Below are 23,331 nucleotides of genomic sequence, written 5' to 3' on the forward strand. Positions count from 1 at the left end.
TGCACGCCGTGTCCGGTTCCGTTCGAAGAGATGAGCCCCAGCACCGTGATCAAGCCAGACCTCAACCAGCAGATACCCGCCGAACTCGGTTCGGTGCACTTCGTGGGAATCGGCGGGTCGGGCATGAGCGGCATCGCGCGACTGATGATCGAGGCGGGCCTCCGGGTCTCGGGTTCCGACGCGAAGGAGTCGAAGGGCACTCGCGCCCTCCGCGATCTCGGCGCCACGATCAGCATCGGGCACGCCGCCGAGAACCTGGGCGATGCAGACACGCTCGTGGTCACGAGCGCCCTCTGGCCCGACAACCCGGAGTATCTCCTCGCGAAGGAGCGGGGCATTCCGGTGCTGCACCGCTCCCAGGCCCTCGCTTGGCTCGCGGGCCGTCACCGCCTCGTCGCCGTCGCCGGAGCCCACGGAAAGACCACGTCGACGGGAATGATCGTGACCGGCCTGATCGAGCTCGGCCAAGAGCCCAGCTTCGTCAACGGGGGAGTCATCTCCGCGCTCGGCACCAGCTCCGCGAGCGGAGCAGGCGACATCTTCGTGCTCGAGGCCGACGAGTCCGACGGCTCCTTCCTGCTGTACGACAAGGCCGTCGCGCTCATCACCAACGTCGATCCCGACCACCTCGATCACTACGGTTCCGTTCAGGCGGTCGAGGACGCGTTCGTGCGGTTCGCCGACGAGGCATCCGAGCTCGTCGTGATCTCGGCCGACGACGCCGGCGCGGTCCGCGTCTCCGAACGACTCGACGCCCGTAGGGTGCTCACCTTCGGCGAGAGCGACGGCGCCGACGTGCGGCTGCACTCGGTCGAGACGGGCGACCTGGTCACCTTCCGCATCAGCTACCTCGGCGAGGACTACGCGGGCACGCTGCTCGTGCCGGGGAGGCACAACGCGCTGAACGCCGCCGGCGCCTTCGCCGTTCTTGTGGGCATGGGCTTCGAGGCCTCTCAGATTCTGGATGCCGTGGGCCGGTTCGGCGGAACAGGTCGCCGGTTCGAGCTGCACGACACGGTGCGGGGCGTCAGCGTCTACGACGACTATGCGCACCACCCGACCGAGGTCGCTGCTGCTCTGACGGCGGCGCGCACGGTCGTGGGCGGCGGACGGATCATCGCCGTGCACCAGCCGCACCTCTACTCGCGTACGCAGCTGATGGCCGCAGAGTTCGCGGAGACGCTCGAGCGCACGGCCGACTTCACGGTCGTGCTCGACGTGTGCGGCGCCCGCGAAGACCCCGTTCCCGGTGTCACGGGCGCACTCGTCTCCGAGAGGTTCGCGGATCCCGCCGCCGTGCGCTACATCGCCGACTGGCAGCAGGCCGCCGATTTCACGGCGTCGATCGCGCGAGAAGGCGACTACGTCGTCACGCTCGGCTGCGGTGACGTCAACCTCATCGTGCCGCAGCTGCTCGAGGCCCTGGCCCGCGAGACCCAGGCGCCGCCCGCGGCATGAAACGACCTCCTGGCGTGACCCCGCCGCCCGCCGGGCCCCCTCCCGCCGAGACGCCGCCCGCCTCGAACGATGGGCGTTCCACGCGGCGTCGGCCCCCCGTGGTCCGGCGTCCGAAGCGCGAGAACGCGTCGGACGTCGACGCGATCACCGAGCCCATCCCCGTGATTCCGTCGGCGACCTCAGCAGCGACGATCACGGAAAAGCCTCTCCGCGACCTGCCTGCGCTGCCCGACGTGTCGACAGACCCGCTCGGCGAGGCGCCCGCCGGCAGCGGGGGAGGAGACGGCGACGACGACCCGGCGTCGAAGCCGTGGTGGCTCACCCGTCGCACCGACCCGACCGTCGAGTCGGCGCACGAGGCGCAGAAGAACCTCGCCCATGCCGAGAGGCGCCGGCGGAGGTACGAACGTGCCGAGGCCCGACGCTTCACGCAGGGCACCCGCACCCGCCGTCGCAAGTACCTGATCGCCCTCGCCGGCACGGTCGCCCTCGTGCTGCTCGTCGTGCTCACGGCGTATTCGCCCCTGCTCGCCGTGCGCACGATCACGGTGGAGGGCGCATCCCGCGTCGATGCGGCCGCCGTGTCGGCCGCCCTCGACGATCAGCTGGGGCGCCCCCTGACACTCGTGGACTTCGGCGAGGTGAAACGCACGCTCGAGACCTTCCCGTTGATCCAGAGCTATGTCACCGAGGCCAGGCCGCCCGACACACTCGTCGTGCGGATCGTCGAGAGGCGGCCCGTGGTCACCGTCGCCGTCGACGGCGCCTTCACCCTGGTGGATGCCGCCGGCGTGGTCGTCGAGACCACCCCGGAACGGGCTGCGGGCTACCCGATCATCGACACGGCCGCCACGCCTGTCGACTCGCCCGGCTTCGCCGCGGCGAGCTCTGTCCTGCTCGCCCTCACTCCCGAGTTCCTCGCCCAGGTCGACTCGGTGAGCGCCCCGACCCCCGACTCCGTGACCCTGGCGCTGACGAGCGGCCAGCGTGTGGTGTGGGGCAGCGCCGAGGACTCGGCTCTCAAGGCACGTATCGTGGCGAGCATGATCTCGAATCCGGGCATTCCGAACGTCACCGAATACGACGTCTCATCGCCCGAGGCCCCGATCACCCACTGATCGCGAACGATTCACCCGGCACGCGTCGCTTTCGTCCGGCAGTTCGCGACACGCGGGGCCTGTGGAGAGGCAGGACACGGCGATCCCCTTAGGTTCGAAACAAGAAATGCATACTCGATATAACTTTAAGTCTCAGCTAGAGGTTTAGGGTTCCAGCGGAGGCCGGACGTGACAACCAACCAGAACTATCTCGCAGTCATCAAAGTTGTCGGAATCGGCGGCGGTGGAGTCAACGCCGTCAACCGCATGATCGAGCTCGGACTGCGCGGTGTCGAGTTCATCGCCATCAACACCGACGCCCAGGCGCTGCTGATGAGCGACGCCGACGTCAAGCTCGACGTCGGCCGTGAGCTCACGCGCGGCCTCGGCGCCGGTGCCGACCCCGAGGTGGGTCGACGAGCCGCAGAAGACCACGCGGAGGAGATCGAGGAGGCCCTGTCCGGCGCCGACATGGTCTTCGTCACCGCGGGCGAGGGCGGCGGAACGGGAACGGGTGGAGCGCCGGTCGTCGCGCGCATCGCCAAGTCCATCGGCGCGCTCACGATCGGTGTCGTCACGAAGCCCTTCGGCTTCGAGGGCAAGCGTCGCGCGTCGCAGGCCGAAGACGGCGTCGCGACCCTCAAGAATGAGGTCGACACCCTCATCGTCGTTCCCAACGACCGGCTTCTCGAGATCAGCGATCGCGGCATCAGCATGCTCGAGGCGTTCTCCACGGCAGACCAGGTTCTGCTCGCGGGCGTGCAGGGCATCACCGACCTCATCACCACCCCCGGCCTCATCAACCTCGACTTCGCCGACGTGAAGAGCGTTATGCAGGGCGCCGGATCCGCCCTCATGGGCATCGGCTCCTCCCGTGGCGCTGACAGGGCCATCAAGGCCGCCGAGCTCGCCGTCGCATCGCCGCTTCTGGAGGCCAGCATCGAGGGCGCCCACGGTGTGCTGCTGTCGATCCAGGGCGGATCGAACCTCGGAATCTTCGAGATCAACGACGCCGCCAAGCTCGTTCAGGATGCCGTGCACCCCGAGGCGAACATCATCTTCGGTGCGGTCATCGACGACACCCTCGGCGACGAGGTGCGCGTCACGGTCATCGCCGCGGGCTTCGACGGGGGAGACGCCACCGAGCAGAGGCGGGGCAGCTTCGTGGCTTCGGCAGACGAGAAAGACCCGTACGGCCCCGGCGGAACCGCCATCTCCACCCTGGCGCCGGTGCGCCACGCCGAGGAGCCTGCAGAGACTCCGGCTCCGGCATGGTCGCAGACGGGCGAGCACCACCTGACGGGCGCCGTCGCCTTCGATCCCGCGTCGGAGGACGACGACACCGACCTGGACGTCCCCGACTTCCTCAAGTGACCCTCTCGTCGAGGCTCTCCGAGGTCACCGATCGGGTCGCGCAGGCCGCGACCCGATCGGGCAGGAGTGCGCACGACCTCACGATCATTCCCGTCACGAAGTTTCATCCTTCGACGCTCATCCGGGAGCTGCACGGCCTCGGCATCAGGGATTTCGCCGAGAACCGGCATCAGGAGGCTCGCGACAAGGCGGCCGAACTCGCCGACCTCCCAGACCTGCGATGGCACTTCGTCGGGCAGCTGCAGGGCAAGAAGGCCCGCCAGGTGCGCGCCTATGCCCACATGATCCATTCCGTCGATCGGGCTTCGCTGATCGACGCCCTCGCCTCCGACGACGCCGAGACCCGGGTGTTCCTCCAGGTCAACCTCACCGACGATCCCGCACGCGGGGGAGTCGCTGCGGGCGCCCTCGACGAACTCGTCGAGCACGCCCTGGCCGCCCCGGGCATCCGGCTCGAGGGCCTGATGGCGGTCGCACCCATCGGAGCCGACCCCCGCACGGCCTTCGCGCGCGTGCGTGAGCTGTCCGATCGCATCCGGCGCGTCGCGCCCGAAGCCGTCTTGCTCTCCATGGGCATGTCCGCGGATTTCGAGGAGGCCATCGCCGAAGGTGCGACACACCTACGAATTGGTACCGCAATCACCGGAAATCGGCCGACGGACGGTTAATCTTTCGACTAGGCACCTGAACCACATACCGGAGGAACACAATGGCCAACCCGCTTCGCAAGACGATGGTGTACCTGGGCCTGGCGGACGAAGAGCTGGAGTACGAAACTCCTGCCCCCGGTCCCGTCGCCCCGGTTCCCGCCCCCCAATCCCACTCAGCTCAGACGCACGCCGCACCTGCCGCAACGCGAGCACCGGTGACTCCGTTGCGCAAGACGCACATCCAGAAGAACGTGGCACCCACTGAAATGAACGAGATCCTCACTGTTCACCCCAAGCAGTACAAAGATGCCCAGGTCATCGCCGAGAACTTCCGCGAGGGCATTCCGGTCATCATCAACCTGTCGCAGATGACGGATGCCGATGCGCGACGCCTGATCGACTTCGCCGGCGGCCTCTCGCAGGGTCTGTACGGCAAGATCGAGCGCGTCACGAGCAAGGTCTTCCTGCTCTCGCCGTCGCATGTCTCGGTCTCGGGCGACACCACGACCGACTCTCGTGCGGAGTCTTCCTTCTTCGTCCAGTCATAATTGACGAGTGGGTTCACTCGTCATCATCATCGCGTCGGTCGCGTATTACGCGCTGCTCGTCTACTTCTTCCTCATGTGGGGGCGCTTCGTCCTCGATCTCGTGCAGAGTTTCCAGCGATCCTGGCGTCCGGCGGGGTTCGTTCTGTTCGTCGCCGAGGTCGCGTATACAGTCACTGATCCGCCGATCAAGTTCTTCCGGCGCATCATCCCGCCCCTCAGGCTCGGCCCGGTCGCCTTCGACTTCGGCTGGAGCATCGTGATGCTGCTCGTCATCATCGCCATGTCGATCCTGAACTTCGTCAGGTATTCGGTGTAGCTCGTTGTAGGGTGTGTCATGCACAATCGAGACACGTGCGACGAGGGCCTTCCTGCCCAGCGCCGTGTTTATTGCTAGCGTTGGTTAGCGATATCCCGTTCGTCAAAAGTAATAAAGGTGGAAGAACATGGCGTTAACTCCAGAAGACGTTGTTAACAAGCGCTTCGCGCAGACCAAGTTCCGCGAGGGCTACGACCAGGACGAGGTCGATGACTTCCTGGACGAGGTCGTCGTAGAACTCCGTCGACTGACCCAGGAGAACGAGGAGCTTCGCGCTCAGCTCTCCTCCGGCGGATCCGCCCCCTCGGCGGCCGTCGACGCGCCCGTCGTGGCCGAGCCCGTTGCCGACGAGCCCGTCGTCGCCGACGAGGTCGTGCCCGAGCCCGTGGCCGCCGCACCGGCCCCCGTCGCCGCTCAGCCGACCTCGGTCGAAGACGACGCAGCCTCGACCACCAACCTGCTCCAGCTCGCGCGCCGTCTTCACGACGAGCACGTCAAAGAGGGTGCCGACAAGCGCGATGCACTCATCGCCGAGGGCCACGCGACGGCAGCACGCATCGTCGCCGAAGCCGAGACGAAGCAGCGCAACGACCTCGCCCGCCTCAACCAGGAGAAGGCCGGCATCGAGCACCGCATCGACGAGCTGCGTTCGTTCGAGAAGGACTACCGCGTGAAGCTCAAGAGCTACATCGAGGGCCAGCTCCGCGAGCTCGACTCCTCAGGCACCGAGGGCGGATCCAACTCCGCCGCACCGAGCTACACCGGCTTTGGAGGCTAGGACTGCCGCGAAAGCCAGTCCCAGGGTCCTGATCGTCCTGGTTCTCGTTGCAATCGCTGCGTTAATCCTCGATCAAGGCTCCAAGTACCTCGTTGTCACAACGCTGAAACCGGATGAGGTCGTCCCTGTGCTGGGCGACCTCCTCCAGTTCCAGTTCGTCAAGAACCCGGGCGCTGCCTTCTCCATCGGCAACGCCTACACCTGGATCTTCTCGATCCTCGCCTCTGCGGTCACCGTCTTCATCGTGTGGTTCGCACGGCGCATCCGCTCTCTCGGCTGGGCCATCGTGTTCGGCCTGCTGCTCGGCGGAGTGCTCGGCAATCTGACCGACCGCCTGTTCCGCGAGCCGGGCTTCGGAGTCGGCCATGTCGTCGACTTCCTCCGCATCCCCCTGCTGCCCGCGATCTTCAACATCGCCGACACGGCCATCGTCGTCAGCATGGGGCTCTTCCTCATCCTGACCCTTCGCGGGGTCGGTCTCGACGGGTCACGGCCCGTTCGCGCCGACGACGACGGCGCCGAGCTCGAGGAGTCGCCCGCGACTCGACCGGGCGAGAACTCCTGATGGCGGAGAGCCGTTCATTCCCGGTTCCGGATGGTCTCGACGGCTCCCGAGTCGACGCCGCACTGGCCAAGATGCTCGGATTCTCGCGCACCTTCGCGGCCGAGATCCTCGACGCGGGCGGAGTGACCGTCGACGGTGCAGCCGTCGGCAAGTCCGACCGTCTGCGGGCCGATTCATGGCTCGAGGTCACGTGGAGCCCGAAGACCGAAGTGCAGATCGTTCCGATCGACGTGCCAGACCTCGGGATCGTCTATGACGACGACGACATCGTGGTGATCGACAAGCCGGTCGGCGTCGCCGCCCACCCCTCCGTCGGCTGGACCGGACCGACCGTTCTCGGCGCGCTTGCCGGTGCAGGCTTCCGCATCTCCACGAGCGGCGCCTCCGAGCGCGCGGGCATCGTTCATCGTCTCGACGCCGGCACGAGCGGCCTGATGGTCGTCGCGAAGAGCGAAGACGCCTACACATGGCTCAAGAAGGCCTTCCACGACCGTGAGGTCGACAAGATCTACCACGCCGTCGTGCAGGGCCATCCCGATCCGCTGGCGGGCACCATCGACGCTCCCATCGGGCGCCACCCGCGCTCCGACTGGAAATTCGCGGTGACCGCGGCCGGCAAGCCGAGCGTCACCCACTACGAGACCCTCGAGGCCTTCCCATCGGCGTCGCTTCTCGAGGTCCACCTCGAGACCGGCCGCACTCACCAGATCCGCGTGCACATGGCCGCGCAGAGGCACCCCTGCGTCGGCGACTCCATGTACGGCGCCGATCCGACGATCTCTGCACGCCTGGGGCTGACCCGGCAGTGGCTTCATGCCAAGCGGCTCGGATTCGTGCATCCGCGAACCCGCGAGTACGTCTCGTTCGAGTCGCAGTACCCGCTCGACCTGCAGCACGCGCTCGACATTCTCCGAGCCGACTGAGGTCCTCCGTCGGGGGAGCCGTCGTAAACTTGAGTCCTCTCACCCAGCTGTAGTCGGAGTTATCTGTGCCTTCCCACGATTCATTCGTTCACCTCCACGTGCACAGCGAGTACTCGATGCTCGATGGTGCGGCGCGGGTGAAACCGCTGATCGAGGCGGCCGTCGAACAGGGCATGCCGGCTGTCGCGGTGACCGACCACGGAAACGTGTTCGGCGCCTTCGACTTCTGGAAGACGGCGACCGAGGCCGGCATCAAGCCGATCATCGGAACCGAGGCCTACATCACGCCGGGCACGGCTCGCGGTGACAAGACCCGAGTCAAGTGGGGCGGTCCCAATTCCGGTCGTGACGACGTGTCCGGCTCGGGTGCGTACACCCATATGACGCTGCTCTCCGAGACGACGCAGGGCATGCACAACCTGTTCCGCCTGTCGTCGCGGGCGTCGATCGAGGGCTACTACTTCAAGCCGCGCATGGACCGCGAGCTGTTGAGCATGTATTCCACGGGACTCATCGCGACCACCGGATGCCCGAGCGGCGAGATCCAGACGCGCCTGCGCCTGGGTCAGTACGACGAGGCGCGCAAGGCCGCGAGCGACTACCGCGATATCTTCGGCAAAGAGAACTACTTCGCCGAGATCATGGATCACGGCCTCGGCATCGAACGCCAGATCATGCCCGACCTGCTCCGCCTGGCGAAGGAGCTCGACCTGCCTCTCGTCGCAACCAACGACCTGCACTACACGCACGCCCACGATGCGACGAGCCACGCCGCCCTGCTCTGCGTGCAGTCCGGGTCGACGCTGTCAGACCCCAACCGCTTCAAGTTCGATGCCGACGAGTTCTACCTCAAGTCGGCGGCGGAGATGCGGCATCTGTTCCGCGATCACCCCGAGGCCTGCGACAACACGCTGCTCATCGCCGAGCGCTGCGAGACCGTCTTCAACACCAGTGCCAACTACATGCCGCGGTTCCCGGTGCCCGAGGGCGAGACCGAAGACACCTGGCTGGTCAAAGAGGTCGAGACGGGTCTCGCCGCGCGCTACCCGAACGGCATCCCCGCCGACGTGCGCGAACGTGCCGAGTACGAGACCGGCGTCATCCTGCAGATGGGGTTCCCCGGCTACTTCCTCGTCGTCGCCGACTTCATCAACTGGTCGAAGAAGAACGGCATCCGTGTCGGCCCCGGCCGTGGATCCGGCGCCGGATCCATGGTGGCGTACGCGATGAACATCACCGACCTCGACCCGATCCGCCACGGGCTGATCTTCGAGCGGTTCCTCAACCCCGACCGCGTCTCCATGCCCGACTTCGACGTCGACTTCGACGACCGTCGCCGCGGCGAGGTCATCAGATACGTCACCGAGAAGTACGGCGACGAGCGGGTCGCCCAGATCGTGACCTACGGAACCATCAAGGCGAAGCAGGCCCTCAAGGACTCCTCCCGCGTGCTCGGCTTCCCCTTCGGCATGGGCGACAAGCTCACGAAGGCGATGCCGCCGCCCATCATGGGAAAGGACATCCCCCTCTCGGGCATCTTCGATTCGAAGCACCCCCGCTACAAAGAGGCCTCGGACATCCGCGCGGTCATCGAGAGCGACCCGGAAGCCAGGACCGTGTTCGACACGGCCGTCGGCATCGAGAACCTCAAGAGGCAGTGGGGTGTGCACGCCGCCGGCGTCATCATGTCGAGCGAGCCCCTGATCGACATCATCCCGATCATGAAGCGGGAGCAGGACGGCCAGATCGTCACCCAGTTCGACTACCCGGCGGCCGAGGCCCTCGGCCTCATCAAGATGGACTTCCTGGGGCTTCGGAACCTCACGATCATCGACGACGCGCTCGACAACATCCAGTCGAACCGGGGTCACCGTCCCGTCCTCGAGGATCTCGAGCTCGACGACGTGCCCTCCTACGAGCTCCTGGCCCGCGGCGACACCCTCGGAGTCTTCCAGCTCGACGGTGGCGCGATGCGCTCCCTCCTCAGGCTCATGAAGCCCGACAACTTCGAAGACATCTCGGCCGTGCTCGCGCTCTACCGGCCCGGCCCCATGGGCGCCGACTCCCACACCAACTACGCGCTCCGCAAGAACGCGCTGCAGCCGATCACGCCCATCCATCCCGAGCTCGAAGAGCCTCTCTTCGAGGTCCTCGGAACCACCTACGGCCTGATCGTCTATCAGGAGCAGGTCATGTCGATCGCCCAGAAGCTCGCCGGCTTCACACTGGCCCAGGCCGACCTCCTGCGCCGCGCGATGGGCAAGAAGAAGAAGTCCGAGCTAGACAAGCAGTTCGAGGGCTTCTCCGCGGGCATGAAGGCGAACGGCTACTCGATGGCCGCCGTCCAGACGCTCTGGGACATCCTGCTGCCCTTCTCCGACTACGCGTTCAACAAGGCGCACTCCGCCGCGTACGGCGTGGTCTCCTACTGGACCGCCTACCTCAAGGCCCACTATCCCGCCGAGTACATGGCCGCGCTCCTCACGAGCGTCGGCGACTCGAAAGACAAGATGGCCATCTATCTCAACGAATGCCGTCGCATGAACATCAAGGTGCTTCCGCCGGACGTCAACGAGTCGATCGGATTCTTCGCGGCCGTGGGGGAGGACATCCGCTTCGGTCTCGGCGCGGTGCGCAACGTCGGGTTCAACGTGGTCGACGGAATCAAGGGTGCCCGGGAGCAGAAGGGCCGCTTCGAGTCGTTCCACGATTTTCTGCGCAAGGTTCCCCTGCCCGTCACGAACAAGCGGGCGATCGAGTCGCTGATCAAGGCCGGCGCCTTCGATTCGCTCGGATCGTCGCGCCGCGCGCTCATGGAGATCCACGAGGATGCGGTCGAGAGCGCGGTCAGCGACAAGAGGGCCGAGGCCAACGGCCAGGTCGGATTCGACTTCGACAGCCTCTGGGACGAACCGCAGACCGAGAGCCAGGTGCCCGAGCGTCCCGAGTGGACGAAGCGCGACAAACTCGCATTCGAGCGGGAGATGCTCGGTCTCTATGTGTCCGACCACCCCCTCGCCGGCCTCGAGATCCCTCTGGCGAAGCACGCCTCGACCTCGATCACCGATCTGCTCGCGAGCGAGCACACTCAAGACGGCGACCAGGTGACGGTCGCGGGACTGATCACGAACGTTCAGCACCGCACGGCCCGCAACAGCGGCAACCAGTACGGCATGATCCAGATCGAGGACTTCGGTGGCGAGGTCACGGCCATGTTCATGGGCAAGTCCTATCAGGAGTTCGCGCCGGCGCTGACGAACGACTCCATCGTCGTCGTACGGGGGCGCGTGAGCATGCGCGACGACGGACTGAACCTGCACGCCTTCAGCCTGTTCTCGCCCGACCTCGGCCAGGCGGGCGGTTTCGGCCCGGTCGAGATCTCCCTCACCGAGGCGCGAGCGACCACAGACACGGTCAAGGCGCTGAACGACGTGCTCATCCGTCACTCGGGCGACACCGAGGTCAGGCTCAAGCTGGTCAAAGGCCAGACGGCTCGTGTGTTCGAGATCCCCTACCCGGTGCGCGTCTCGGCCGACCTCTACGGAGAGCTCAAGTCCCTTCTCGGGCCGAACTGCCTCGCCTGACGGCTACGCGTGATCGCCGAGCAGCCGGTAGGAGCGCTCGTGATACAGCAGGGCCTCGTCGTCGTCGCCGAGGCCGCCCTGCTCGATCTGCACGGCGACGACCGCGTTGTTGTGCAGCGGCAGGCGCCCGATGATCCGGCCCACCATCCACGCGGTCACGTCATTGAGAACCGGCAGGCCGTGCGGTCCCCGGTGCCAGTGATCGCCCGCGAAGCGCAGTGAGTGGTCGCCCGACATGATCTCCGCCACCGGACGGTTGCGCGAACCGAGCATGTGGATGGCGACGAACTCGGTCTCGGAGATCGCGCGCCAGGCGCTGGCCGAGCGGGCCATGTTGAAGGTCGCCATGGGCGGCACCGCTGAGAGCGACGACAGCGACGTGGCGGTGAAGCCGACGGGATCGCCCTCGGGGGAGAGTGCCGTCACCACGGCCACACCGGCGGCGTGGCGACGGAACGCCTGCTTGAAGGCCAGGAGGTCGTCTGGAGTCTGCGGCTGGCTGGGTGTCGCCTCAGGGGCGTCGGGCTTGGAGGTATCGGTCACGCATTCCTCCAACGCGGCACAGAGTGCGGGCTATTCCCCGAGGAGAGGACACCGGGGAACGGCTAATACAATGAACAGGCCATGATTCAGACGATCGACCTCCGAGGTCACAAGCCTAGCCCTTCCGAACTCAGCGACCTGGTGCCCCGTTCGCTGACCGATGTGTCGGTCGCGCAGCTCGCCGCGCAGGAGTTGATCGACGATGTGGTCGCCCGGGGAGAGCTGGCGATCCTCGACCAGGCCGCGCGGTTCGACGGCGTCGCCCCGACGTCCATCCGTGTCTCCCAGAGTGAGATCGACGATGCCGTCGAACACCTCGACCCGGCGGTGCGCACGGCTCTCGAGTCGGCCATCGACAGGGTTCGCCAGGCCACGCGCGCCCAGGTTCCCCCGCCCACGACCACGACCCTCGGTCCTGGAGCGCTCGTCGAGCAGCGGTGGCAGCCCGTCGACAGGGTCGGTCTCTACGTGCCCGGCGGCAAGGCCGTGTACCCCTCGAGCGTCGTGATGAACGTGGTTCCCGCGCAGGTGGCGGGGGTCTCCTCCATCGCCCTCGTCTCGCCCCCGCAGAAGCAGTTCGGCGGCTCGGTGCACCCGACCATCCTCGGCGCCGCGGGTCTCCTCGGCATCACGGAGGTCTACGCCATGGGCGGTGCCGGCGCGATCGGCGCACTGGCCCACGGCATCCCCTCGCTCGGTCTCGACCCCGTTCAGGTCATCACCGGGCCCGGCAACGTCTACGTCGCCGCGGCCAAGCGCATCGTGCACGGGCGCGCGGGCATCGACTCCGAGGCCGGTCCCACCGAGATCCTGATCATCGCCGACGACACTGCCGACGCCTCGTTCGTCGTGGCGGACCTGGTGAGCCAGGCCGAGCACGACGAACTCGCCGCTGCCGTGCTCGTGACCGACTCGGCACGGCTCGCCGACTCTGTTCGGTCGCTCCTCGACGGGGCCGCCCAGTCCACGCGTCACGCCGACAGGGTGGCCGTGGCGCTCGACGGCGTGCAGTCGGCCATCGTGCTCGTCGACGACCTCGCGGCGGCGGCCGACTTCAGCAACGCGTACGGTCCCGAGCACCTCGAGATCCAGACGAGCGATCCCGACGCACTCCTTCCCTCGATCCACAGTGCCGGGGCGATCTTCCTGGGTGCGTACTCGCCCGTGAGCCTCGGCGACTACCTCGCCGGTTCGAACCACGTGCTCCCGACCGGAGGCCAGTCCCGGTTCTCCTCGGGGCTCGGCGCCTACACGTTCCTTCGTCCGCAGCAGGTCATCCGCTACGACAGCGCCGCCCTCCGTGACGTCAGCGGCCGCATCCACGCCCTCGCCGAGTCGGAGAACCTGCCGGCGCACGCCGAGGCCGTGGCCGCCCGTTTCTCATCCACAGACAGGTAGGCCTTCCCCCATGTTCTGCCCCTACTGCCGATACCCCGACTCCCGAGTCGTCGATTCGCGAACCACCGACGACGGACTCGCGATCCGGCGTCGGCGCCAATGCCCGGAATGCGGCCGACGCTTCAGCACCGCCGAGACCGCGAGCCTCAACGTGATCAAGCGCAGCGGCGTCGTCGTGCCCTTCAGCCGCGACAAGATCGTGAGCGGAGTGCGCAAGGCCTGCCAGGGTCGACCCGTCACCGACTCCGACCTGGCGATCCTCGCCCAGCGCGTGGAGGAGACCGTGCGCCTCTCAGGGGCCGCGCAGATCGAGGCGAACGACATCGGTCTCGCCATCCTCCAGCCTCTTCGAGAACTCGACGAGGTGGCCTACCTGCGCTTCGCAAGCGTCTACCAGGGCTTCGATTCGCTGGAGGACTTCGAGGAGGCCATCACCCTGCTGCGCGTCGAGCACGCGGCGTCGCGCTCCTCCGATGAGAAGCAGACGACGGTCGAGTGATGTATGCGCTCCTCTTCTCCCTTGTTCTGACCCGCCTCGACCCCGAACGTGCGCACCACCTCGCATTCACGGTGATCCGCCTCATTCCGCGCCTCGGCATCGGCTGCATCGTGCGACGATTCACCTCATCGAGGTCGTCGCACTCGGTGAAGACCCTCGGCCTCGACTTCGCCACCCCGTTCGGACTCGCGGCCGGCTTCGACAAAGACGCGCGCGGCATCCAGGGCCTGGGCGCCCTCGGATTCGGGCACGTCGAGGTCGGCACCATCACGGCGCATCCCCAGCCCGGGAACGACAGGCCTCGCCTGTTCCGTCTCATCGCCGACAGGGCCGTCGTGAACCGGATGGGGTTCAACAACGGGGGAGCGGCCGAGGCCTCACTCCGGGTGGCACGGGCGACCGCGCATCCCGACCGGCCCGTGATCGGCGTCAACATCGGCAAGAGCCGCATCGTCGACGTCGACGACGCGATCGGCGACTACATCTCGAGCACACGGGCGCTGGCCCCGGTGGCCGACTACCTGGTCGTGAATGTCAGCTCCCCGAACACCCCGGGGCTGCGCGGGCTGCAGGAGATCGACAAACTGGAGCCGCTCTTGAAGGCGGTCAAGACCGAGGCCGGCTCGACACCGCTGCTCGTGAAGATCGCGCCCGACCTCACCGACGACGAGGTGGAGAGAGTCGCCCGGCTCGCCGTCGACCTGGGCCTCGACGGCATCATCGCCACCAACACGACCCTCTCCCGCGAGGGCCTGCGCACAGACCCGACGATCGTGGCGGCAGCCGGCGCTGGCGGACTCTCCGGGGCGCCCCTGGCGGTGCGATCCCTCGAGGTGCTGCGCCTCATCCGGGCTGTCGTTCCGGCAGAGCTCTGCGTGATCTCCGTCGGCGGCGTCGAGACGGCGCACGACGTGGTCGAGCGACTCCGAGCGGGAGCGACCCTCGTGCAGGGATACACCGCGTTCCTCTACCTGGGACCCCTGTGGGCGCGCCGCATCAATCGCGGGCTCGACAGACTTCTCGCGGCGGAACGGGCCTAGCGGAGCTCGGCCAGCGCGGCGTCGATTCGGCGGAGGCGTGTGGCCTCGGTCTTCGCCGACTCGATCGACAGCACGATACGGTTCTGATTGCTGTACGAGAGCCCGACGAAGCGGGTCTTCGCGGCAGAGTCTGCGTCGAGGGCGCGGGCGAGATCGGAAGGAACGGCCACCTCGCGGGGAGCGGTATCGGGCTCGAGCGTGACCTCGACCTCGTCTCCGCCGGACACTCCAGCCGCCTCACGGTTGGCCGCGCTGAGCGAGATCATCAGCCGGCCCTTGTAGGGCGCGACGCTGCTGCGATAGCTGTGGCCGCCCACGGTCACGACGACGGGGATCCTCTTCGCGGTTCCGAGTGCGGACATGACCTCGGCGGGAACCTCGATGCCGGTGTTGTTGCCGTCGAGAACGATGATCGTGGTGAACTTCACAAGAACAGCTCTGTTCTGTCGCCTGGTCGAGACCCGCGGATCAGACCGGGTATTTGCCGCGCTTGACCTGCGGCTTCGGCAGGCGGAGCGGGCGCAACTGCAGGGCGCGCATGGCCGCGTACCAGCGCACACCTTTCTCGACGCGGTCGTCGCCGAACTTCGCCTTCAGCTTGCGCGTGACGAGCCAGCCGAGCAGCAGGCTGTCGGCCACCACGAGGACGACGAACGCGTAGAGAGCGAGCATCAGGGCGGTCTGAACGGTCGGGTTCGGAACGAGGGTCGCCAGAATGACGGCGAACATGACCGGGATCATGACCTCGCCGAGACTGAACCGGGCGTCGACGTAGTCGCGGATGTAGCGGCGCTGCGGACCCTTGTCGCGGATCGGGAGGAACTTCTCCTCGCCGTTGGCCATGCCGATGCGGGCCCTGTCGCGGGACTCCTGCAGCTTCGCGCGCGACGCCTTGCGGGCCTCTTTGTTGTCGCCGGCGACGAGAGGACGCCTGTTCGCTGCCTCGCGCTCCTTGCGCGTCGGGGTCGCGTGACCCTTGCCGCTGAGCGGTGCGTCATCGAGCTGCGCGTCGAGAGCGGGAGCTTTGTCTTTGGCCACGAGGTACGTCCTTGCCGAAAAGTGCAGAAGTATAAAGTTTACCTCTATGACTGAGAACACGGGCACGACCAATCCATCTCTCACCGAAGCGCAGCAGACGGTGCGCGAGATCGTCGAGCGCAACATGCCGGCATCCGTCTCGGACCTGACCGACCTCGTGCGCATTCCCTCGGTGTCGTGGGAGGCCTTCGACCGGTCGTTCGTCGCCCAGAGCGCAGCGGCGGTGGCCGCGCTGCTCGACGACACCGGAGCCTTCGACTCCGTCGTCGTGTCCCAGGCCGAGACGCCCGAGGGTGGTCTCGGACAGCCCGCAGTGCTGGCGACGAGGGCGGCGAAGAACGGGCGCCCCACCGTGCTGCTCTACGCGCACCACGATGTGCAGCCCCCCGGCGACGAGGCCGATTGGCAGTCGGCGCCCTACGAACCCACGATCCGGGGCGACCGTCTGTACGGACGCGGCGCATCCGACGACAAGGCCGGCGTCGTGTCGCACATCGCATCGGTGCGCGCCCTGGTCGAGGCGACGCAGAACGAGTTCGACCTGGGCCTGGTGGTCTTCATCGAAGGAGAGGAGGAGTTCGGCTCGCGCTCCTTCGCAGCGTTCCTCGACAAGCACCGCGAGCAGCTCGGGGCCGACGTCATCGTCGTCGCCGACTCCGACAACTGGAACGTCGACACTCCCGCCCTCACCATCAGCCTGCGCGGCAACGTCACGTTCAAGCTGACGGTGCGCACCCTCGAGCACGCGTCGCACTCGGGCATGTTCGGGGGCGCGGCGCCGGATGCGATGCTCGCGGCCGTCCGTCTGCTCGCGTCGCTGCATGGCGAAGACGGGTCGGTCGCCGTCGAGGGCCTCGTCGGAACGCAGGGTGGGACTCCGGAGTATCCCGAGAGCCAACTGGCCGAGGAGGCCGGATTCCTGGAGGGAGTGCGGAGCGTCGGGCACGGCGCCATCCTGTCGCGGCTCTGGTTCCAGCCGGCCATCACGGTGACCGGGATCGACGCACCCAGCGTCGCGAACGCATCCAACACCCTTCTGCCCCAGGTGGCCGTGCGCATCAGCTCACGCATCGCGCCCGGACAGAAGGCGCACGACGCGTTCGCCGCCATCGAGGCGCACCTCCGTGCCCACGCGCCCTTCGGAGCGACGCTCGAGATCACCGACGTCGACCTCGGCGACGCATTCCTCGTCGACACCAGCGGCTGGGCGGTGCGCGAGGCCAAGGCCGCCATGAAAGACGGCTGGGGCGTCGACGCGGTCGACACCGGCATCGGCGGATCCATCCCGTTCATCTCCGATCTCTCCCGCGTCTTTCCCGACGCGCAGATCCTCGTGACCGGCGTCGAAGATCCCGACACCCGCGCGCACAGCCCCAACGAGTCGCAGCACCTGGGGGTCTTCAAGCGCGCGATCCTGAGTGAAGCCCTCCTTCTCGCGAGACTGAACGTGAAGACTCTCGCTCAGCTCTCGGAATGAAATCCGCCCACGCACGGTTTGCGTGTTTAGACTGACCACTACCGACGTTCGTGAGCGGGTTTTCCGCGCACCGCGCCGCACGTGCCTTCCCGACTTCCTAGGAGCAGCCATGAGCGACACCACAATGACCCAGACCGAGGCGCCCAGCCACCGCGTGGGCGTCACCGACGCCGCCGCCGAGAAGGTGCGCAGCCTGCTCGTGCAGGAGGGCCGTGAAGACCTGCGCCTGCGCGTCGCCGTGCAGCCGGGCGGATGCTCCGGCCTCATCTACCAGCTGTACTTCGACGAGCGCCAGCTCGACGGAGACGCCGTCGTCGACTACAGCGGCGTCGAGGTGATCGTCGACGAGATGAGCGTGCCGTACCTCGACGGAGCGACCATCGACTTCGAGGACACCATCCAGAAGCAGGGGTTCACGATCGACAACCCCAACGCCGGCGGAAGCTGCGCCTGCGGCGATTCGTTCCACTGAATGTTCGGGCCCCACGAGGCCCGGAAATCCGCTGTTCCTCAAGGGAGTCGCTGTCAAGCGGCTCCCTTCGTGGATTCAGGCGGGCGTGTTATGTCGAGTAGGCTAGGGCTCGGTTCTCTACACTTGTGGGTAGTTCCTTCCACAGTCTTCCGAAAGGTCACTGGTGCGCTCTCGACGTCTCCGCTGGGCCGCAATTCCCATTGCTGCCACCCTCGCATTCCTCCTTGCCGGCTGCACCCAGCAGCAGCTGCAGGGGTGGCTGCCCACCGAGCCCGGAACGACGAACAACGTCGACCGTGTGATCGGGCTCTGGGTCACGTCGTGGATCGTGCTCCTCATCGTCGGAGTCATCACCTGGGGCCTCACGCTCTGGGCGGTCATCGTCTACCGTCGTCGCCGCGGCCAGACGGGCCTCCCCGCCCAGCTGCGCTACAACATGCCGATCGAGATCTTCTACACGGTCGTTCCGCTCATCCTGGTGCTGGGCTTCTTCGCCTTCACCGCCCGTGACCAGTCGGCCATCGAGGCCAAGTACGACGACCCCGACGTCACGATCGCCGTCTACGGCAAGCAGTGGGCCTGGGACTTCAACTACGTCGACGAAGACGTCTACTCCGCCGGCATCCAGGGCCAGCCCGACCCCGACGACGCCAAGGGCAGCCTGGTCGAGTCCGAGATCCCCACCCTGTACCTGCCCGTGGGCAAGAAGGTCGAGATCCAGCTCGAGGCTCGCGACGTCATCCACTCCTTCTGGGTCATCGACTTCCTCTACAAGAAGGACATGATCCCCGGCAAGACGAACTACATGTACGTCACGCCGGAGCGCGAGGGAACGTACAGCGGCAAGTGCGCGGAGCTGTGCGGCGAGTACCACTCGCTCATGCTCTTCAACGTCAAGGTCGTCTCCCAAGACGAGTACGACACGTACATCCAGTCTCTGAAGGACGCCGGATTCAACGGCCAGCTCGGACACGAGTACGACAGAAATCAGAACCTCCCCGGCACGACGTCGCCCCGGGTAGCGGAGTAGGGGAACGTAACGATGACGACCACAGCCGTAGCGCCGACCACCGGTCAGACGCTCACCGACGGACAGTCCCGAAGCGCCGAGCGCAAGGGCAACGTGCTGGTCAAGTGGATCACCTCCACCGACCACAAGACCATCGGGTACATGTACCTGATCTCCTCGTTCATCTACTTCTGCCTCGGCGGGGTCATGGCGCTCGTCATCCGCGCCCAGCTCTTCGAGCCGGGTCTCGAGATCCTGCAGACGAAAGACCAGTACAACCAGCTCTTCACGATGCACGGCACGATCATGCTGCTCATGTTCGCGACGCCGCTGTTCGCCGGCTTCGCCAACGTGCTGATGCCGCTTCAGATCGGTGCGCCCGACGTCGCGTTCCCCCGACTCAACGCCTTCGCGTACTGGCTCTACAGCTTCGGCAGCCTCATCGCCGTGGCGGGGTTCCTCACCCCCCAGGGCGCGGCATCCTTCGGCTGGTTCGCCTATGCGCCGCTCTCCAGCGAGACGTTCACTCCCGGCGACGGCGGCAACCTGTGGGTGATCGGACTCGGAATCTCCGGATTCGGAACCATCCTCGGTGCGGTCAACTTCATCACCACGATCATCACCATGCGCGCACCCGGCATGACGATGTTCCGCATGCCGATCTTCACCTGGAACATCCTCGTCACGTCGATCCTGGTCCTCATGGCGTTCCCCGTGCTGGCCGCGGCCCTCTTCGCCCTCGGAGCCGATCGCATCCTCGGTGCGCACGTCTACGACGCGGCCAACGGGGGAGTGCTGCTCTGGCAGCACCTCTTCTGGTTCTTCGGCCACCCCGAGGTCTACATCATCGCGCTGCCGTTCTTCGGCATCATCTCCGAGGTCCTGCCGGTGTTCAGCCGCAAGCCGATCTTCGGCTACAAGACCCTGATCTACGCGACGATCTCGATCGCCGCCCTGTCGGTCACGGTGTGGGCCCACCACATGTACGTCACCGGCTCGGTGCTCCTGCCCTTCTTCGCCCTGATGACCATGCTCATCGCGGTGCCGACGGGTGTGAAGATCTTCAACTGGATCGGAACCATGTGGCGCGGTTCGGTCACGTTCGAGACGCCCATGCTCTGGGCGATCGGCTTCCTCATCACGTTCACCTTCGGTGGTCTCACCGGCGTGATCCTGGCGTCGCCGCCGCTCGACTTCCACGTGTCCGACTCCTACTTCGTGGTAGCGCACTTCCACTACGTCGTCTTCGGCACCGTCGTGTTCGCCATGTTCAGCGGGTTCTACTTCTGGTGGCCCAAGTGGACCGGCAAGATGCTCAACGAGACGCTCGGCAAGTGGCACTTCTGGATGCTGTTCATCGGCTTCCACACCACGTTCCTGATCCAGCACTGGCTCGGAGTCGTCGGAATGCCGCGACGCTACGCGACGTACTCGCCCGAAGACGGCTTCACGTCGATGAACCAGGTCTCGACGGTCGGTGCGTTCCTGCTCGCCGCCTCGCTGGTGCCGTTCTTCCTGAACGTCTACATCACGGCCCGTCGCGCCCCGAAGGTCACGGTCAACGACCCGTGGGGCTACTCGCGCTCGCTCGAGTGGGCCACGTCGTGCCCGCCGCCGCGCCACAACTTCACGTCGATCCCGCGCATCCGCAGCGAGTCGCCGGCGTTCGACCTCAACCACCCCGAGGCGGGCATCCCGTTCGGTGTGGGCCCGGCGAAGGACGCGCCCGACGCACCGACGTACGACACGGCATCCGAGAAGGTGAAGTAAGACATGAGAGCCAATAAGAACCTCTTCTGGATCCTGGCGGTCTTCTGCGTCCTCCTCGCGGGTGTGTACATCTTCTGGCACATCATCGATCAGGGCACGGTCGAGTGGGTCGGTGCTCTCGGCATCGGCCTGGCCGGCATGCTCGCGGCCTTCCTCGCCTTCTACCTGGGTCGCGTCTACAGCGCCCAGGGCGGAGACCTTCCCGAGGACCGCCTCGACTCCGACATCGATGACGGAGACCCCGAGATGGGCTTCTACAGCCCGTGGAGCTGGTGGCCCGTCATCCTGGCCGGGTCTGCCTCGCTCATGCTTCTCGGCTTCGCCGTGGGCACGTGGATCACGTTCATCGGAGTCGCCCTCGTGCTCGTCGCGATCGTCGGCTGGGTGTACGAGTACTACCGCGGCTACTTCGCCCGCTAGTCGGTCCTCAGAACCGTGCGTCGCCAGCGCTTGCCGAGTTCTCTCGCGAGCCGGTCGCCGGTCGATCCGAACGGGTCGTCGGTCACCATATAGGTCCACGTGGCCGAGGGGCGCCGCAGTCCGAGCTCGTCGAGCGGCCGGGTCATGTCGGCCGGAGTGAGTGTTTGCATGAACTGGGCCGCCTCGTCGTAGACGGCGTCGAAGAACCCCTGGAACTCGCGGAGGGCGATGCGGTGGAATTCCTCGTCGGGCTTGTGGCCGGCGAGCGCCTGAAGGTGGATGCCGTCGCGGATGTCCTGAAGATGTGCGAGATGGCGCATCCAGTGCTCATCGAGGTAGTGAAGAGTCAGCGCTCGCGCCGTCGAGCCGGTCGCATTCGTTCCTGCGGCGGACTCCAGTGATCGAATGTGTTCGGGGATGATCCCGCGAACCGCGGTCGCTGCATCATCGCCATCGAATATCACGCTTCGTTGCTTCAGCACCGCGAGTCGTTGCGAGGAGAGTGCACGGCTGTAGGCCCAGGTCGCCCGGTGCCTGTCGAGTCGGATGTTTTCAGCGATGGCCTGCGACGTGTCGACGATTCGCCGAAGCCGGACCACGGGCAGCTCGTCACCGTGCCGATCGATCTGGGCCAGGACGTGCGCGGGGGAGTTGCTCTGCACGAGTTCGTCGCGGAGGCTGGCGTAGCTGCTGCTGGACCCCGGGTCGCCCTGGCGGGCTGAGCGACCGCGGAGCTGGGAGTCGAGACGACGGGAGGCGTAGCGTCCTGCCGCGATGACCGTCAACCCGCCCCTGCCGACCACCTCGTCGCGGTCGCGTGCGTCCGCACCTCCCAGGCGGATGTCGGTGCCCCGACCGGACATCTGCGTGGAGATGGTCACGGCATCCATCTCGCCCGCTCGAGCAATGATGGATGCCTCTTCCTCATCGTTTCGAGCGTTCAGCACGCGTATGTCGATCTTCCGCCTCCGGAGGAGGTCGGCGAGGTACTCCGACTCGGCGACGTTCAGGGTTCCGACGAGAACGGGTTGCCCTGTTTCGTGGCGCTCGACAATATCGTCGACCAGCGCTGCGAACTTCTCCTCCACCGTCAGGAACACCCGGGCGGGTGCATCCACACGGACATTCGGTCTGTGCCTGTCGATGCGACCGACGGGCAGGCGGTAGAACTCGATCAGGTCCTCCGCCACGTCGATGAGCGTTCCGCTCATCCCGGAGAGCGTCCCGTATCCCAGAAGGAGGTCCTGGATGGAGATCGTGTCGAGCACGACTCCAGTCGTACTGATGCTGAGGTGTTCCTTGGCCTCGATCGCCGCGTGAAGGCCGTCGGGCCACCGTTGGAGATGGGCGACGCGGCCTCGGCCGGTGTTGATCAGCTTGATGGAGCCACCATCGACGAGATAGTCGATGTCGCGCCGCACGAGGACCCTGGCATCGAGGGCAAGGTTGATCCGGGTCAACGTGTCGATGTGCTCTGCCGAGTAGAGGTTGATTCCGCCGAGCTCGGCCTCGAGGCGGTCGAGTCCCTCGTCTGTGAGGCCGACCGTGAGACGGTCGGTATCGACGAGATAGTCGCGTCCTTCCACCATGCCCTCGACAGCTGCCGTCGCGTCGCCGAAGTCGCTCGCCGCGTCTGCTGCGGCGCCTGCCAACACGAGCGGAACCATCGCGTCGTCGATCATGACCGCGTCTGCCTCGTCGACGACCGCAGCGTCGAAGCGCGGCACCACCCGCTCCTCGTGCCTGAACGCGAAGCGGTCACGGAGGACGTCGAAGCCGACCTCGCTCACCGGCGCGTAGACGACGTCGCGAAGGTACGCCCGCCGTCTCGCGTCATGCGTTGTGTGCTCACCCACCCAGCCGACGCTGACACCCATCAACTCGTAGAGAGGGCCCATCCACGTCGCATCACGTTCGGCGAGGTAGTCATTGACCGAGAGAACGTGCACGTGTCGGCCCGCCATCGCGTGGCCTGCCGCGGCAAGGGCACCCACCAGGGTCTTCCCCTCTCCCGTGTCCATCTCCACCGCCTGCCCGGACAGCAGGGCGCAACAGGCGAGAAGCTGCTCAGGGAAGGGGATCAACCCCACCGCCCGGGCAGTCGCCTCGCGAGCCACGGCGAGGAAGCGTGCGGTCGGCTCGGTCTCCAGCCTGCCTCCCGTCACGAGAGGGATGGACTCGGCCTCTCGCCGCAGCTCGGCGTCGGTGAGCGGACGCATCGGTTCGCCGAGCGCCTCGGCCGCCTTCACGACACGGGCGAAACGCCTGAAGGACACGGTGCCGGGCCGACCGAGCACTCGCGCGAGCCCGGTGGTCAGCCGGGCGCGGTGTTGGGTCATTCTGAGATCCTACGTTCGCACCGCCCTGTATGG

Annotated in this window: 22 protein-coding genes; 18 read left to right on the top strand and 4 right to left on the bottom strand. The window is 66.5% G+C overall.

Going from position 1 to position 23,331, the window contains the following annotated elements:
• Positions 1–45: 45 nt before the first annotated feature.
• From murC to dnaE, 10 genes are all read left to right on the top strand, one after another.
• Complete coding sequence (gene murC, locus ASF51_RS09380; protein WP_055930652.1) at positions 46–1,458, top strand: UDP-N-acetylmuramate--L-alanine ligase; 1,413 nt, start codon at positions 46–48, stop codon at positions 1,456–1,458.
• Positions 1,455–2,576 (top strand): FtsQ-type POTRA domain-containing protein, encoded by a 1,122-nt coding sequence (locus tag ASF51_RS18705; protein ID WP_082479716.1) that lies wholly within the window; start codon positions 1,455–1,457, stop codon positions 2,574–2,576. The genes murC and ASF51_RS18705 overlap by 4 nt, the downstream gene beginning before the upstream one ends.
• A gap of 168 nt (positions 2,577–2,744) precedes the next feature.
• A complete protein-coding gene (gene ftsZ / locus ASF51_RS09390) occupies positions 2,745–3,929 on the top strand; it encodes a cell division protein FtsZ (protein WP_055928456.1) in 1,185 nt (394 codons plus the stop codon).
• Positions 3,926–4,597 (top strand): YggS family pyridoxal phosphate-dependent enzyme, encoded by a 672-nt coding sequence (locus ASF51_RS09395; protein WP_055928458.1) that lies wholly within the window; start codon positions 3,926–3,928, stop codon positions 4,595–4,597. The genes ftsZ and ASF51_RS09395 overlap by 4 nt, the downstream gene beginning before the upstream one ends.
• Positions 4,598–4,638: 41 nt before the next feature.
• Positions 4,639–5,127 (top strand): cell division protein SepF, encoded by a 489-nt coding sequence (locus ASF51_RS09400; RefSeq protein WP_055928461.1) that lies wholly within the window; start codon positions 4,639–4,641, stop codon positions 5,125–5,127.
• 7 nt (positions 5,128–5,134) lie between these two features.
• Positions 5,135–5,443 carry a YggT family protein gene (locus ASF51_RS09405; RefSeq protein ID WP_055928464.1) on the top strand — a complete coding sequence of 103 codons (309 nt, stop codon included), beginning with the start codon at positions 5,135–5,137 and terminating at the stop codon, positions 5,441–5,443.
• A gap of 127 nt (positions 5,444–5,570) precedes the next feature.
• Positions 5,571–6,221, top strand: a complete 651-nt coding sequence (locus tag ASF51_RS09410; RefSeq protein WP_055928467.1) for a DivIVA domain-containing protein — start codon at positions 5,571–5,573, stop codon at positions 6,219–6,221.
• Entirely contained in the window at positions 6,211–6,786 is a 576-nt protein-coding gene (gene lspA / locus ASF51_RS09415; RefSeq protein ID WP_055928470.1) for a signal peptidase II, read from the top strand. The genes ASF51_RS09410 and lspA overlap by 11 nt, the downstream gene beginning before the upstream one ends.
• Positions 6,786–7,709: an RluA family pseudouridine synthase gene (locus ASF51_RS09420; RefSeq protein WP_055928472.1), complete on the top strand. Its 924-nt coding sequence runs from the start codon at positions 6,786–6,788 to the stop codon at positions 7,707–7,709. Before lspA ends, ASF51_RS09420 begins: the two co-directional genes overlap by 1 nt.
• A 116-nt stretch (positions 7,710–7,825) precedes the next feature.
• Entirely contained in the window at positions 7,826–11,293 is a 3,468-nt protein-coding gene (dnaE, locus tag ASF51_RS09425; protein WP_055930659.1) for a DNA polymerase III subunit alpha, read from the top strand.
• A gap of 3 nt (positions 11,294–11,296) precedes the next feature.
• Here the strand turns inward: dnaE and ASF51_RS09430 are convergent, their stop codons facing one another.
• Positions 11,297–11,767, bottom strand: a complete 471-nt coding sequence (locus tag ASF51_RS09430; protein WP_055930663.1) for a flavin reductase family protein — start codon at positions 11,765–11,767, stop codon at positions 11,297–11,299.
• 150 nt (positions 11,768–11,917) lie between these two features.
• Here ASF51_RS09430 and hisD point away from each other — a divergent pair, with 150 nt between their 5' ends.
• From hisD to ASF51_RS09445, 3 genes are read left to right on the top strand one after another with little or no spacing between them, the layout of a single operon-like run.
• On the top strand, positions 11,918–13,234 hold the full coding sequence (hisD, locus tag ASF51_RS09435; protein ID WP_055928474.1) for a histidinol dehydrogenase: 1,317 nt from the start codon (positions 11,918–11,920) through the stop codon (positions 13,232–13,234).
• Between the two features lie 10 nt (positions 13,235–13,244).
• The gene (nrdR, locus tag ASF51_RS09440; protein WP_055928477.1) at positions 13,245–13,733 is read left to right on the top strand and encodes a transcriptional regulator NrdR; all 489 of its coding nucleotides are present in this window, start codon (positions 13,245–13,247) and stop codon (positions 13,731–13,733) included.
• On the top strand, positions 13,733–14,773 hold the full coding sequence (locus ASF51_RS09445; RefSeq protein ID WP_055928480.1) for a quinone-dependent dihydroorotate dehydrogenase: 1,041 nt from the start codon (positions 13,733–13,735) through the stop codon (positions 14,771–14,773). The genes nrdR and ASF51_RS09445 overlap by 1 nt, the downstream gene beginning before the upstream one ends.
• Here ASF51_RS09445 and ASF51_RS09450 read toward each other — a convergent pair.
• Both ASF51_RS09450 and ASF51_RS09455 read right to left on the bottom strand, forming a co-directional pair.
• Positions 14,770–15,201, bottom strand: coding sequence for a YdeI/OmpD-associated family protein (locus ASF51_RS09450; protein ID WP_055928482.1), 432 nt, complete (start codon positions 15,199–15,201; stop codon positions 14,770–14,772). The two genes, ASF51_RS09445 and ASF51_RS09450, sit on opposite strands and share 4 nt — an antisense overlap.
• Positions 15,202–15,241: 40 nt before the next feature.
• Entirely contained in the window at positions 15,242–15,811 is a 570-nt protein-coding gene (locus ASF51_RS09455; RefSeq protein WP_055928485.1) for a DUF3043 domain-containing protein, read from the bottom strand.
• A 46-nt stretch (positions 15,812–15,857) separates the two neighbouring features.
• Here ASF51_RS09455 and ASF51_RS09460 point away from each other — a divergent pair, with 46 nt between their 5' ends.
• From ASF51_RS09460 to ASF51_RS09480, 5 genes are all read left to right on the top strand, one after another.
• Positions 15,858–17,288 (top strand): dipeptidase, encoded by a 1,431-nt coding sequence (locus ASF51_RS09460; RefSeq protein WP_055928487.1) that lies wholly within the window; start codon positions 15,858–15,860, stop codon positions 17,286–17,288.
• A 109-nt stretch (positions 17,289–17,397) separates the two neighbouring features.
• A complete protein-coding gene (gene erpA, locus ASF51_RS09465; RefSeq protein WP_055928490.1) occupies positions 17,398–17,760 on the top strand; it encodes an iron-sulfur cluster insertion protein ErpA in 363 nt (120 codons plus the stop codon).
• 160 nt (positions 17,761–17,920) lie between these two features.
• Entirely contained in the window at positions 17,921–18,790 is an 870-nt protein-coding gene (gene coxB / locus ASF51_RS09470; RefSeq protein ID WP_055928493.1) for a cytochrome c oxidase subunit II, read from the top strand.
• Between the two features lie 12 nt (positions 18,791–18,802).
• Entirely contained in the window at positions 18,803–20,539 is a 1,737-nt protein-coding gene (gene ctaD / locus ASF51_RS09475) for a cytochrome c oxidase subunit I (RefSeq protein ID WP_055928496.1), read from the top strand.
• A gap of 3 nt (positions 20,540–20,542) precedes the next feature.
• Positions 20,543–20,959, top strand: coding sequence for a cytochrome c oxidase subunit 4 (locus tag ASF51_RS09480; RefSeq protein WP_055928499.1), 417 nt, complete (start codon positions 20,543–20,545; stop codon positions 20,957–20,959).
• Here ASF51_RS09480 and secA2 read toward each other — a convergent pair.
• Positions 20,956–23,298 carry an accessory Sec system translocase SecA2 gene (secA2, locus tag ASF51_RS09485; protein WP_055928503.1) on the bottom strand — a complete coding sequence of 781 codons (2,343 nt, stop codon included), beginning with the start codon at positions 23,296–23,298 and terminating at the stop codon, positions 20,956–20,958. The two genes, ASF51_RS09480 and secA2, sit on opposite strands and share 4 nt — an antisense overlap.
• Between the last annotated feature and the right edge of the window lie 33 nt (positions 23,299–23,331).

It is taken from the genome of Agreia sp. Leaf283 (genome assembly GCF_001422485.1).
Classification (GTDB): domain Bacteria; phylum Actinomycetota; class Actinomycetes; order Actinomycetales; family Microbacteriaceae; genus Agreia.